A 12,376-nucleotide genomic window follows, 5' to 3' on the forward strand; every position below is an offset into this window, starting at 1 on the left:
TATAAAGTCCATTAAATAACTCCTTATTACCTAAAAATATCTCTGATAAGGTATCCAAAAACAAACTCTTACCAAACCTACGGGGACGGGAAAGAAAATAATATTTTCCACCTGTTATGAGTTTGTGAGCAAAATATGTCTTATCAACATACACATATCCCTCTTCTATTATCTCACTAAAGGTCTGTATCCCTATGGGTAATTTTTTCACAAAGACCTCCTCATAACTTCATATCGAAAATATCTACATCTAGTTGGCTAAAAAATCCCGCTGGGATTTAATAGTCTGGTATTTTAATATATTAAATGCACTTTTGCACTTTTTTATAGTAACTGATGTTACGCCCAAGATAATTTTTTAAGTTCAGCCATAGCGGCAAAATTAGCCTTACTAAGCACTTTAGCTCTGAGTACAAAATGATTTAAATGATGCTTGCTTTTTAAGCATTCAAGTTTAGATACTTTGAGTTAATCTCTCCTCTTGAAAACATTCGGGTAAATTTGTCATGCCTGATCTCATTATCCAAAACATCTGATAATCCCGTCGCCCTCGCTTGTCCATTTACCACTATTAAGATAGTCCGCATATAAATCTACTAATTCTTCCCAATTTCCCATACAGTCTTCATCTCCTCTTTACATTACAACTAACCTTGTCAAAATTAAATATTACCACCTTTTTTGGGTATTGTCAGTTATTTAATTGGAGGAGTAATAACCTTTACATTGGATTCTCTTACTTTACCAAGCTGTGTATCTGCCGTTATCAGCATTGCATTAATAATAGATGCTGAAGCACAAATTATCGCATCTGGAAGTTTTATTTTATAGTTTCTACGTATTTGAATAGTCTTTTCAGCAATTTCCCTATTTATTTCTATAATGAAGAATTCTTGCAGTAAATTTCTTACAAATTTCTCTTCTTCGAAAGAAAAGAAATTAAAACTCAAAACTTCCATATAGCTAATTATTGAGATCCATATTTCAACTTTTTCCCTTGTTATCAAATCAGCAATATCTATAACTCCTTTTGATAAATAAATTATGATATTGGAATCCAAAATTACTTTTCCCATTCTTCCCGTAAACTCCTTTGCCAAGTTATCGGATTATCTATAGAGTGAAATATATTCTCAGATCTGTTTTTCAATATATTTCTAATCCTTTCTATCTGATTTTTTTTCTTCTTTACTGGAGAAACTATCACTTCCAATTCTTGATCGACCAACTCTTCAGGTAGATAAATAATGATTTTTTCTCCTTTCGGTTTCACTTTAAGTTTCAACATTCATCTTCCTCCCCAAAAAATTATACACATATATGAAGGTTACACCTTACATGTCCCAGGTCCATATTTGGTAAATTGAAATCTCTTAAATTCTCCTCTAAATCTTTACAGAGCTTCAACAACTTTGAACTTTGTATTTCCAGGAGAATAAAGAAGGATCCTGAAAAAACATCATTGCAAAACCACTCATAAAACAATCATGGAGCTATGCCTAACCTTACTTTGATCACGTTTATCTTCCATCTCTAATAACCGATTAGACAATTTTCTTCTTAAGGCTGTAAAACTTAAATGTTTCTTTATATGCATAAAATAATTCCTCTATCTTAATTCTTCTTCTAAAATAACCTATTTGCATAATATTTACAAGGAATTATTTAAACTTTAATACAATATTCCCCTAAACTTTCAATATCGTCTTTTTTCCCACACGTTGCGAAAAATAAATATCAATTTTTTTATTTTATCCCATAAATTCTAACTCCTTAAACTCACCGAGAATTGCTGAAACCAATAAGTTAAGGAAGGGAAACAACAAGAAGCTATATTCTTTTTAAATCTCGCATGTGCTTTTTGATAGGCCTTTCCACGGGAAAAAACAAGACACTACACTCAGGTCTTCTGGAAGTCTATTCAAAATTTTTTTAAAGAGTATAAAAAAAGGATCAGGACAAAATCCCGATCCTTTTTTAATATCGGGATGGTGGGATTTGAACCCACGGCCCCTTGAACCCCATTCAAGTGCGCTCCCAGGCTGCGCCACATCCCGTTTGATGTAAAAATTATCCCTTTCTATTTTTTTTGTCAAGGAACTAAATCAAACCGAATTCACACATCAATCACACACTGGGCAAGCCATATCCCATTTTTTTGTTCCACCTTGGCTTCGCAATATGTTGCTCCTTTTACTTCAACTCCTCCAACTCTTCTATTTATGGGATAACCCAACGTTTTACACCTTAATTTTGAGCCTTCAATTTTTATTGAAAAATTATAAAATGCAAGTGAGTTTATATCTGATTCTGCAATCAATGTATTCAAAAACCTTATAAATAGCGATGTTAAATCGCTCTCTTCTAGTTCAAAGGTTATTTCTTTTACCTCCAAGTTATTCTGAACTTGGGGCATACTCCCATACATGTAAGAAAAAAGGGCCTTGGCACCATTTAAAAATGCTTCTTCTAAATTTTTTCCATATCCCCTTATCCCAATATCAGCTCCGTGATCAAAAGTCTCAAATCCTTGTACTTTATTATCTTGCATATTCCTGTTCTAGGCCCATTCTTCTACAAAGATGTTCTTATTTTCTCCAATAAAGGACTGAATTTAACAGGATATACCACCTCTGATTTTTGTAACTTCTTTAAGTTATCTGGTAGCATACTGAGTTCCTTCTTGACTCTCTCCCTAATAACATCTAGCTCATCAACTGCTCCATCTCTAAGCTTTCCGTTTTCCATTACCTTGATAATCAAGGGATCTCCAGGGAGAACTTCCTTGTACATAGAGATAACGTCTTCTCTATATTTCCCTTCATCAATATATCTATATACCTGCTTTTGAAAAGGGATTGTTGATTTTCCTTTTGATTTTTTAAACTTTCCTTCGCCTTTATACTCAGTTAATTTATAAACAATATCTAAAAAAGGAGCATCTTCTGATACTATTGCCTTTGTTCCAACACCAAATCCGTCTATTGGCACATTTTCTTTGGCAATTTCATAAATTTTATATTCATCTAAACTTCCACTGGCGATTATTTTGACGCTATAAAGACCAACCCTATCAAGTATCTTTCTAATTTCTCTTGATGTAGTTATAATGTCCCCAGAATCTATTCTAATTCCAGTTATAGAAAACTTGTCCCCCAATTTTTTGGACAACTTAATTACATTTTCAACCCCTTCATATATATCATATGTATCAATCAACAAAACAGTACATGGATATATTGAAGAAAAGGCTTCAAAGGCATCAAATTCATTAGAATGGACCTGAATATAACTATGAGCCATTGTACCTGTTACAGGTATATTGTATATCTTTCCAGCCAATACATTACTGGTGGCATTCATGCCAGAAATATAAAACGCCCTTGCTGCCTTTAATCCAGCATCTAACCCGTGCGCACGCCTTGAGCCAAAATCAACAACATTTCTATCCTGCGACACACTGCATATTCTCGCTCCTTTTGTTGCAAGCATGGTTTGGAGCTGTATTTGATTCAAAACATATGTCTCCAATAATTGACATTGAATTATAGGGGCCTTTATTTCTAAAATGGGTTCATTTTCAAAGAATACAGTCCCTTCCCTTAAGGCATAGACATCACCTGTAAATCGAAGTTCCTTTAGAAAATCCAAAAATTCATCTTTGAAGATGCCTAAAGATTTTAAATAGTCGATATCATCTGATGAAAACTTAAAGTTTTCCAAAAAACTCACAACATCAGCAAGTCCGCAAGCTATTAAAAAATTCCTATTGATAGGTAATTTTCTAACAAATGTACTAAAGACAGCCTCTCCATTTAGGTTTTCAAGGAAATAGCCTTGAGCCATGGTAAGTTCGTATAAATCCACAAATAGAGGAGTACTAATATCCATTTTATTCTCCAAAGGTAATGTTAAATTATAACAACGCCTTTATTTTTCATCTCTAATAGGGCTTGTTCACCTGATTTCTCTGTAACTGGCCTTGAGCCCTGTTTTATTAAAAATGTATGAAATCCATTTTTTATAGAATCAAGGGCTGTTTCTTTCACACACACATCCAGGGCCAGACCTCCGATAAATACCCTTTTTATGTCTAATTTCTTAAAGGCAACCGCAAGGCCTGTATCATCAAAGGCTGAATATTGATCTTTATCAAATCTCGTGCCCTTGGTGACTATGACGGAATTCTTTGCTATTTTTAACTCAGGATGAAACCTGGCTCCCTCAGTATCCTGCACACAATGAGTTGGCCATATGCCACCATTTTCTTTAAAACTTGGGTGCAACCTTGGGTGAAAATCCCTGGAATAAAAAATATATATACCCTGTTTTTCTGCCTGCTCTATAATTGGATTTAAAATAGATACAACTTCATCCCCCCTTTCAATGGGTAGCTTTCCCCCTGGACAAAAATCAACCTGTATGTCAACTAAAATAAGCGCATCATTTGGTTCAAATCTTATATCCATACACACCCCCGTATTCTTCCTTGGAAAAATTCTCAAAAATTAATTTTCTGTGAAAAATTTAAGAAAAATTTTTGAGAAAACATCGGGATGGTGGGATTCGAACCCACGGCTTCAGCGTCCCGAACGCTGCGCTCTGCCAGGCTGAGCTACATCCCGTTATGTCTAGGGTTAGTTTAGGTTAGCCATAAAAAAAATTCAAGGAAAACAATTAGGGAGTAAAAAGATCCTATTAATTGTAATGTTTCCAAAAAGTAAAGACAAATTCAAATAAAATTTATCTGTAACGAGTTCTTTTGGGACCTATTACACGTCCATATTTACATATCTTTCCTCATAGCCATATTGCACCACTGTTCGTTGAATCTGATTTTTCCAATCTACTGGAGGATGTATTTTCTTTATATCTTCCAGTCTATTTTGTTCTTTTAGCCTATTGTAGATTTCATACCACGCACATGGTATGTTTGGGTTTACTTCACACATTCCTTTATTTGTGCCACCACATGGGCCATTAAAAAGGCTTTTTGCACACCTGGTAATTGGACATATTCCACCTGTATAACCTATTACACAATGTCCACACGCCCTGCACTTTTCTTCATAAAGTCCTATATCTCTATCAATGCCAATAGCAATGGTATCTACTGCTGGATAAACTGGTATTTTATTAAATTTTTCTGCAATAAGCTGTGTCCCAGCAGAACAACACATGGTTATTATTGCATCATAATTACCTTTTTCTATAACATTTGGCAGATCTAAAAAACATTTTTCATTACATGCCCTTTCTACTGTATACGCATCTATATCTTTTTTCTCACCTTTTTTTTCATAATAGAGCCTGAGTTCTTCATTTAATATGCCAACTTCCTTTTGACCACCTCCAAGACACACCGATGCACATCCACCACAACCTACATTTAAAATATTATTATATCTATCAATACAATCTATAATCTCATCAAATTTTTTCCTTTTGACCTTGATCATTTATATCCTCCTATATTTATAATGTTAATTATCATAGGTCTTATATACGCCTTTTTGTCTGCAAAAATCCCTGGCAAGGGAGATTAAATATGGAATATCAATTCCTAGAGAGCAATAACATCTGGTGCATAAAACACATTTTTCCCACACTATATTCTTTATATTTTCCAAATCATTATCTGAAAGATTACCCTTTTTCTTAAATATGAGACCAATGGAATTTAACATCTTATAAGAAGGCATATATGTTGGGTCACCATTATTTGTCCTATACAAAAAACAACTTGGTGCACACATAGAACACCTGGCACATAGAGACATGGCAAATTTGATCTTTGATTTATTGCTCAAAATTATATCTGGTAAATTAGACATCTTATTTTCCTCCTAAATGTTAACAATAAAAGCTCAATTCCACACTCTGTTTCCTTTTTTAAAGAAGGAATACTCACTTTTAAGATAAAATCTATTTAAAAAGAAAAATATCATATGTTTTAGCCTGGTAAAGGGAATGCAGACAAGCATAAGTTCGCCTAGGAACATATGGAGTATTACCATTGGCATATAAGGAAATATCTGGTGATATGCCAAAAATCCAGTTAAGTATGGTAAAAAAACAAGGAAGAACATCAACCAGTCCCCGCCGCCTGTAATTATTCTTACCTTTGAAAGAAATATCCGTCTGTAAAGAAAATAAGCACCAAAACATAGGACCACTATTGTAAAAACATCAGTTATTTTTTCAGACAAAGATGGGGGCGCTATTCCCCATGACTGCTTAATCAGGATATTGTGGGCAAGTAAAAAAATAGGAGTTAATATTACCAGGATATGAAATATAGAGGTCAAAATAGTAAAATATGGTTGCGTAGACCACACGCTTCCTTCCCATTTTGTCAATTTTTTTATATCTTCTGGTGGATAAAAGGATTTTATTTCCTTTTTTGATGGCAGTAACCCTGGATTTTTAGGAATTTCCTGAACTTTTGTATTATTAAAAAACCAAATAATTTGATAAATTACCCCACCAATAAACACAATAAAAGAAATTAGAGCCAACGGCCCTCTTAGTAACAGATATAACTGGTGCATATAAATCCTCCTTATAAGGATTAAAAAACTTTCGACCAATCCATAAAAAAATAACAAGTATTCCGTAATTGTTTGAAAATATTTTGTCAAGACAACCCTTGATAAAAATATTTTTTACAAAAATTATGCAATTTATGCAAATCTCTCCTTTTCGCTTTTTTTATTTATTACCAAACAACAAAAGGGGCATCGGCTATGCCGACGCCCCTTTGTAGTTCTCACATATCTTAAAAACTATTTTCCCAACAAGGCGTCCCTTAGATCTTCTTGGACACAATTGTCTGACAACCAAATCCCAAAAAGTGCTTTTTTAAAATCTGTGCCCTTTATTAATTTTAACTCCCTTCCATTTTTAATTGAGTGCACCCCTTCACCTGGAATATATATAAAGTCAAATTCATCGTGTTTTTTTATTGGTTCAGATTTAAAAAGAGATATAAATTCATCAATCCTTTCTTCTAAACCTGAAAGATTTCCCTGTGTAGCTTTTTCAAAGCCTTCTCTCGTAGCCTTTTCCATATTTTTACTACTAATAAGCCTTGAAATAATATGTAGTTTTATGGCAACTGGAACATCTTCATTTAATATCTCCTCAGCATTGGAAGTCTTTTTTTTTTACATAAAGGCCTGCCACATAAAGCTTTAAAAAAAGCTTTTTCCTGATACCTGCCCCATTTAAAACCAAAGACTCCTTGCCAGCCGGTAAACTGTCAGGTAAATTCACTCCTGCAATTTCATAACCCATTGCCAGTGCTGGCATTAAAATACCCATTACTACAATTACTAAAAATCTCTTCAACATCACACACCTCCTTAAAATGTATTTTACTTAAATAAAGACTTAACTTGATATAAAACAAAGTTTAGTTTTATGCAATCTCCTTTTAATAAATTTTGAGCCAAAAAAACTTGACATTTTTATTTTTTATTATTAATGATTCATAACATGAACAACAATAATGAACCACTATTAGAGTATCAGGCCCTTAGGCTAAGAGAAATAATAGATTCTATTGTTAGTTGCTGTAATGATAAGCGTACTTATACCAAGGAAAAATTTGGGATCCCATATGCTGAAATCACCTGTCTACTCCTATTTAAAGGCGAGAGGTATTTAACGGTAAAGACCCTGGCCAATAAAATGGAGGTTGCGAAGAGCAGAATAACCAAGATTATAAAGGGACTAATGGCCAAGGGTTTAGTTGAAAAAATTGAAGACCCAAAAGACAATAGAGTAAAACTACTAAGTTTAACTCATGCAGGTGAAAAAAAGATTGAAGAAATAGAAGAGTTTAGGCTGGAAATCCACAAAAAATTAGTGGAGAACATAAGTCCCAGTGATAGATCAAATGTATTTTTCTATCTTGAAAAATTAATAGAAAGTATGCAAATAGTAAAAAAAGAGTTCGCGTAAAAAATTTTTTATATAAATCGTTAATAATATTAACTACTTTTGAGGAGGTATAATAATGAATCATGAGGATATACAAAAGGTATTAGAGAATATGAAGAATGAAATTAAAAGGCAAAATAGTTTAATGCCAAAAGACAAATTGTCCATGGTTGTTTTTAGTGGTGATCTGGATAAACTATTAGCCGCCTTTATTATTGCCACTGGTGCAGCAGCCATGGATACAGAGGTATGCATGTTTTTTACCTTTTGGGCAACTCCTGCCCTTAGGGACCCCAAGAAAAAACCAGGAATAAAAGATTTCATGGGAAAGATGTTTGGCTTTATGTTGCCAAAAGGAACAAAGGACGTAAAGCTCTCAAAAATGAATATGGGCGGACTGGGCACCATGATGATGAAAAACTTAATGAAAAAGAAAAACGTAAAAGACCTAAATGAACTAATAAAAATAGCTGCAGAACTAGGTGTAAAGATCTATATCTGTGAAATGTCGATGGACTTAATGGGATTTACCCCAGATGAGATGATTGATTATCCAAACTTAGAGTATGTTGGTGTAGCTACCTTTTTAAAAGAAGCTGGAGAAAGCAAGATGCAACTATTTATCTAAAGCTAAAACTACTTGTTGCCATGGGCAAACATTTCAATATAGGAGGCGTATTTTCATCAGATTTTATGCCTCCTATTCTTGTCTTCACTGGCGATGTATAATGTATTTCTTCCTCCATATTTATTTTCTTCCACATAACCTGGCCAATGTATCTCTCTTCTCCACACTTAATCTCAATTTTATTGGGCAACAAATAGTTTCCAATATGTATAAAATCCTTAAATAAATACTCCTTCCCCTCTATTATCTTTTTTCTGATAACAAAATTTTCAATATCAACATATATCTTGTTTGTGTTGCCCATTACTACACATGGAATATGATCCACATATTCATAGGAAATTTTATTTTTTTCTAAATTCATTGAATATAATAATATTTCTGGATTAGTAAAATCTTGCAAAGTCAAAGGAATAATGGGAACATCTTCTATTATTTTACCATTTTTTATATAACCATATATCAAATTTTCTGTGGTCCCATTTCTGCTTGTACTCCATAAGATCTTTACATCTTGTCCTTTTTGAAAATAATCATACAAAATCTGCGGTCCATGTACATTTATAAAATCAACATGCATATAAAATGACTTAAGCCCCTTGTACTCCTTTTTTACATTTAAAAATATTTCATTAATATCAGGTGGATTACCAAAAACAGTAGGAGGAATAAGCAGATACAAAAAAATTATAAACAAACGGGATATTAACAAGGTATTAGCTCCCTGAGCCTATTAATAATATCGTCTCTTAGCTCCTCATCCTGGAGGGCAAAATAGATATTTGCAACAAGATAATCCACCCAATGACCCACATCAAACCGCATACCATGGAGCCTCACAGCCAGTAGTTTGTTGTCTTTAGCAAGACGCCTCAAACCCTCGGTTAATTCAAGCTCGCCCATTTGATTTGGATCAAATATCCTTTCTAAATGATAAAAAATTTCTGGCGTAAGGACATATCTACCAATAATAGCAAGGTTTGATGCTGCCTCTTCTACCTTTGGTTTTTCCTGAAGATCGCGAACCCTATAGATATGGGGACCTATTTCCTCTGCATTGATGATGCCGTATCTATCGACTTTGCTCTTTTCCACTGGCATTACACCCACAACAGCCATATTTTCAGTCTCAGCTACTTCTATCAATTGTTTAATACCTGGCACACTGCTAAACAAAAGATCATCTCCTAATATAACCGCAAAGGGATCATCCCTAACAACTTCTTTTGCGCACAAAACAGCATGTCCTAGTCCCAATTGTCTTTTCTGTCTAATACTTATAATATTGGCAAGTTCCCCTACCTTTCTAACTTCCTGCAACAGTTCCATCTTTCCAGTTCTCTCCAATACCCACTCTAAAGAGAGATTATAATCAAAATGGTCTTCCAATATATTTTTGTTTTTATTTGTAATGAAAATGACATTGGTAAGTCCTGCTGATTTTGCTTCTTCTACAATATATTGAATTGCAGGTTTTTTAAAGACTGGCAAAATTTCCTTGGGTAAATTTTTAGTTGCAGGAAGAGACCTTGTACCCCAACCAGCTACAGGTATTACTACTTTATTTATTTTCATAAAAACTCCTTTAATTACTTAGAGTTACCTTAACTATTTCCGATAATTCCAAAGCCATGGACTCAACGATCTCAATATCTTCCCCTTCAACCATAACCCTGGCCTTTGGCTCTGTTCCTGAGTATCTAAGAAGAACCCTTCCTTTGCCTTTTAGCTTTTCTTCAGCCCTCTTTACTGCATTCATAACTTTAGGCACGCGATCAAAGGGAACTTTTTTATCTACTTTAACATTTATTAATTTTTGTGGAAAAAGTTCAAGTTGCCTCGCCAATTCAGATAGACTTTTCTGCTTCTTAAGCATAATTTTTAACGCCTGAAGTGCAGCTAAAATACCATCCCCTGTTGTTGAATATTTCAAAAAGATCAAATGACCCGATTGCTCTCCACCAAAAACAGCACCAACATCCCTCATCTTTTCTACAACATACCTATCTCCAACTGGAGTTCTAATAAGTTCCCCCCCAAGATCTTTCATAAATATCTCCAAAGCCATATTGCTCATAACTGTGGCAACCAACTTGCCACCAGCAAGTTCTCCATTTTTCATCATCTCTTCTGCACAAAATGCCATTATCTGGTCACCATCCAAAATTTTTCCCTTTTCATCTATTAGTATCACTCTATCACCATCTCCATCAAGTGCAATGCCAATATCAGCTCCCTTTTTTAAAACCATGTCTCTAACTTTTTCTGGATAAAGTGCACCACATTCCTCATTTATATTAAGTCCATCTGGATTCACTCCTATTTTGACAACATCGGCACCAAGCTCTTCAAAAACCAATGGGGCAACCCTGTATGTGGCTCCATTAGCACAATCAAGTACTATTTTTATCCCATCCAAGGTAAATTCTGAAGGAAAACTGTGTTTAAGAGAAACAATGTATCTCCCGGGACTATCTTCTATTTTAAAGGCGCGTCCGACTTCATGGGGCTTTGGATATTTCCAATTGGTGTTTGTTAATACCATCTTAGATATTTCTTCTTCTACACCATTATTTAGTTTAAATCCATTTCTATCAAAAAATTTTATACCATTGTCATAATATGGATTATGGGAAGCCGAAATAACAATTCCTAAATCAGCTCTCATATTCCTGGTTAAAAAAGAAATCGCTGGTGTGGGAAGTGGTCCAACTAAATATACATCCATACCTGATGCGCAAAGACCTGAGGTAAGTGCTGTTTCAAATATATATCCTGAGAGCCTGGTATCTTTTCCAATAATTACTTTATGCCTTTTTTTTCCGTGTCTAAAGTACTCTCCTGCTGCAAGTCCAAGTCTAATAGCAATCTCAGGCTCCATGGGAAATTCGTTCACCAATCCCCTTACACCATCTGTTCCAAATAGATTTTCATTCTTTGTCATTTTATTCATCTCCAAAATTAGTAAATGGACCTTACAATTTTTAATGTATCCCTTGTCAACTTTACATTGTGTACCCTATGAATAAGCACTCCCTTTGATGCAAGGAGTCCTGTAGCCACCTGTGTTGCCACCTCTCTTTTATCTGAGGGCAGGCCAAGGAGCTTCTCCCACATGGACTTATTAGATAGTCCCATAAATACAGGTCTGCCCAATTTATAAAACTTATCGATGTTTTTTAAAATCTCTAAATTATGCTCAAGTAATTTTCCAAATCCAATACCAGGGTCTATTACAATATGATCTTCTGGCAAATTGGCATCTGTTAACTTTTTCAAATTCTTCTCAAAAAAATCTAAAAGCTCGCCTACAACATCCTTATATTTTGGATCCTTTTGCATATCTTCTGGCCTACCTAAAGAATGCATAAGCACATATCCAGGTTTATATTGACCTATAACATCAATAAGCTCTGGATCAAATCTACATGCTGATACATCATTAATTATCTTGGCTCCCTTTAAGATAGCCTGCTCTGCCACTTTTGCCTTGTATGTATCAACAGACAACACTATTCCTTTTGCCTCTGATACTAATTTTTCTAAAACAGGCATAACGCGCCTTAATTCTTCTTGAGCATCTATCCTTTCTGAAAAAGGCCTTGTAGATTCACCCCCAATATCAATTACATCAGCACCACTCTCCAGCATCTCTTTAGCGTGTTGCATAGCAATAGAAGGATCAAAAAATTTTCCACCATCGTAAAAGGAATCTGGAGTGATGTTTAAAATACCTACAACTAAATAATTTGAAAGGTCTAATTCCTCACCTCCATATATTTTCCACTTAGTATTAATTCTCAT

At 34.3% G+C, this 12,376-nt stretch carries 17 protein-coding genes and 2 tRNA genes; 2 read left to right on the forward strand and 17 right to left on the reverse strand.

The annotated features are described in order from the left end of the window. From ACY2V1_RS09860 to ACY2V1_RS09920, 13 genes are all read right to left on the reverse strand, one after another. Positions 1-211, reverse strand: a 211-nt coding sequence (locus ACY2V1_RS09860; protein WP_461834627.1) for an AAA family ATPase, incomplete at its 3' end; no start/stop codon positions are given. Positions 212-695: 484 nt separating this feature from the next. Beyond that, positions 696-1,076 (reverse strand): type II toxin-antitoxin system VapC family toxin, encoded by a 381-nt coding sequence (locus ACY2V1_RS09865; protein ID WP_461834628.1) that lies wholly within the window; start codon positions 1,074-1,076, stop codon positions 696-698. Then, complete coding sequence (locus ACY2V1_RS09870) at positions 1,064-1,288, reverse strand: hypothetical protein (RefSeq protein ID WP_461834629.1); 225 nt, start codon at positions 1,286-1,288, stop codon at positions 1,064-1,066. The genes ACY2V1_RS09865 and ACY2V1_RS09870 overlap by 13 nt, the downstream gene beginning before the upstream one ends. A 695-nt stretch (positions 1,289-1,983) precedes the next feature. Next, positions 1,984-2,057 (reverse strand) — tRNA-Pro (locus tag ACY2V1_RS09875). A 59-nt stretch (positions 2,058-2,116) separates the two neighbouring features. Continuing rightward, positions 2,117-2,551 (reverse strand): archease, encoded by a 435-nt coding sequence (locus ACY2V1_RS09880; RefSeq protein WP_461834630.1) that lies wholly within the window; start codon positions 2,549-2,551, stop codon positions 2,117-2,119. 23 nt (positions 2,552-2,574) lie between these two features. Further along, positions 2,575-3,891 carry a nicotinate phosphoribosyltransferase gene (locus ACY2V1_RS09885; RefSeq protein ID WP_461834631.1) on the reverse strand — a complete coding sequence of 439 codons (1,317 nt, stop codon included), beginning with the start codon at positions 3,889-3,891 and terminating at the stop codon, positions 2,575-2,577. Positions 3,892-3,911: 20 nt separating this feature from the next. Next, positions 3,912-4,469, reverse strand: a complete 558-nt coding sequence (locus tag ACY2V1_RS09890) for an isochorismatase family protein (RefSeq protein WP_461834632.1) — start codon at positions 4,467-4,469, stop codon at positions 3,912-3,914. 82 nt (positions 4,470-4,551) lie between these two features. Beyond that, positions 4,552-4,625 (reverse strand) — tRNA-Pro (locus tag ACY2V1_RS09895). A gap of 147 nt (positions 4,626-4,772) precedes the next feature. Then, positions 4,773-5,459 carry a methylenetetrahydrofolate reductase C-terminal domain-containing protein gene (locus ACY2V1_RS09900; RefSeq protein ID WP_461834633.1) on the reverse strand — a complete coding sequence of 229 codons (687 nt, stop codon included), beginning with the start codon at positions 5,457-5,459 and terminating at the stop codon, positions 4,773-4,775. Positions 5,460-5,483: 24 nt separating this feature from the next. Further along, the gene (locus tag ACY2V1_RS09905) at positions 5,484-5,834 is read right to left on the reverse strand and encodes a 4Fe-4S dicluster domain-containing protein (protein ID WP_461834634.1); all 351 of its coding nucleotides are present in this window, start codon (positions 5,832-5,834) and stop codon (positions 5,484-5,486) included. 33 nt (positions 5,835-5,867) lie between these two features. After that, on the reverse strand, positions 5,868-6,551 hold the full coding sequence (locus ACY2V1_RS09910; RefSeq protein ID WP_461834635.1) for a TmcC family electron transfer complex membrane anchor subunit: 684 nt from the start codon (positions 6,549-6,551) through the stop codon (positions 5,868-5,870). Positions 6,552-6,785: 234 nt separating this feature from the next. Continuing rightward, positions 6,786-7,139, reverse strand: coding sequence for a chalcone isomerase family protein (locus ACY2V1_RS09915; protein WP_461834643.1), 354 nt, complete (start codon positions 7,137-7,139; stop codon positions 6,786-6,788). A 4-nt stretch (positions 7,140-7,143) separates the two neighbouring features. Continuing rightward, the gene (locus ACY2V1_RS09920; protein ID WP_461834636.1) at positions 7,144-7,353 is read right to left on the reverse strand and encodes a chalcone isomerase family protein; all 210 of its coding nucleotides are present in this window, start codon (positions 7,351-7,353) and stop codon (positions 7,144-7,146) included. A gap of 144 nt (positions 7,354-7,497) precedes the next feature. Here ACY2V1_RS09920 and ACY2V1_RS09925 point away from each other — a divergent pair, with 144 nt between their 5' ends. Then, positions 7,498-7,965, forward strand: a complete 468-nt coding sequence (locus tag ACY2V1_RS09925; RefSeq protein ID WP_461834637.1) for a MarR family winged helix-turn-helix transcriptional regulator — start codon at positions 7,498-7,500, stop codon at positions 7,963-7,965. 55 nt (positions 7,966-8,020) lie between these two features. Continuing rightward, positions 8,021-8,572 (forward strand): DsrE/DsrF/DrsH-like family protein, encoded by a 552-nt coding sequence (locus ACY2V1_RS09930; protein ID WP_461834638.1) that lies wholly within the window; start codon positions 8,021-8,023, stop codon positions 8,570-8,572. Here the strand turns inward: ACY2V1_RS09930 and ACY2V1_RS09935 are convergent. From ACY2V1_RS09935 to folP, 4 genes are all read right to left on the reverse strand, one after another. Next, positions 8,565-9,284: a hypothetical protein gene (locus tag ACY2V1_RS09935; RefSeq protein WP_461834639.1), complete on the reverse strand. Its 720-nt coding sequence runs from the start codon at positions 9,282-9,284 to the stop codon at positions 8,565-8,567. The genes ACY2V1_RS09930 and ACY2V1_RS09935 overlap by 8 nt on opposite strands. Then, positions 9,278-10,147, reverse strand: a complete 870-nt coding sequence (locus ACY2V1_RS09940; RefSeq protein WP_461834640.1) for a UTP--glucose-1-phosphate uridylyltransferase — start codon at positions 10,145-10,147, stop codon at positions 9,278-9,280. Before ACY2V1_RS09940 ends, ACY2V1_RS09935 begins: the two co-directional genes overlap by 7 nt. 10 nt (positions 10,148-10,157) lie before the next feature. Then, complete coding sequence (gene glmM / locus ACY2V1_RS09945) at positions 10,158-11,516, reverse strand: phosphoglucosamine mutase (protein WP_461834641.1); 1,359 nt, start codon at positions 11,514-11,516, stop codon at positions 10,158-10,160. A gap of 17 nt (positions 11,517-11,533) precedes the next feature. Next, on the reverse strand, positions 11,534-12,376 hold an 843-nt coding region (gene folP / locus ACY2V1_RS09950; protein ID WP_461834642.1), incomplete at its 5' end, for a dihydropteroate synthase.

The sequence above is a fragment of the Desulfothermus sp. genome (assembly GCF_053993635.1).